This is a genomic window from Mesorhizobium sp. M7A.F.Ca.ET.027.03.2.1 (genome assembly GCF_003999175.1).
Classification (GTDB): Bacteria; Pseudomonadota; Alphaproteobacteria; order Rhizobiales; family Rhizobiaceae; genus Mesorhizobium.
In genome coordinates, this window is record NZ_RZOM01001960.1 from 1 (window position 1) to 402 (window position 402).

1 pseudogene is annotated in these 402 nt (G+C 66.9%); it reads left to right on the forward strand.

What is annotated here, in order from left to right:
• A pseudogene (locus EN750_RS38975) lies at positions 1-402 on the forward strand (integrase); the annotation flags it as partial.

Here is a 402-nt window from a genome sequence, read left to right on the forward strand (position 1 = left end):
GCCCGCGACTATGTCGAGGCGGCGAGTTCCGCCAATACGCGTCGGGCCTATGCGGCTGATTGGAAGCATTTTGCGAGTTGGTGCCGGCGCCAGGGCGTCGAAACGTTCCCGCCGGATCCCCAGGTGGTCGGGCTCTACATCACCGCGTGCGCCTCTGGCACGGCGACCGGCGACAAGAAGCCGAACTCGGTGTCCACGATCGAGCGCCGGCTTTCCTCACTGACGTGGAACTATGCGCAGCGCGGCCAGCCGCTCGACAGGAAGGACCGCCATATCGCGACCGTCATGGCCGGCATTCGCAACAAGCACGCCTCCCCACCCCGGCAGAAGGAGGCGGTGTTGCCGGAAGATCTGATCGCCATGCTGGAGACGCTCGACCGCGGCACGCTACGCGGCCTGCGC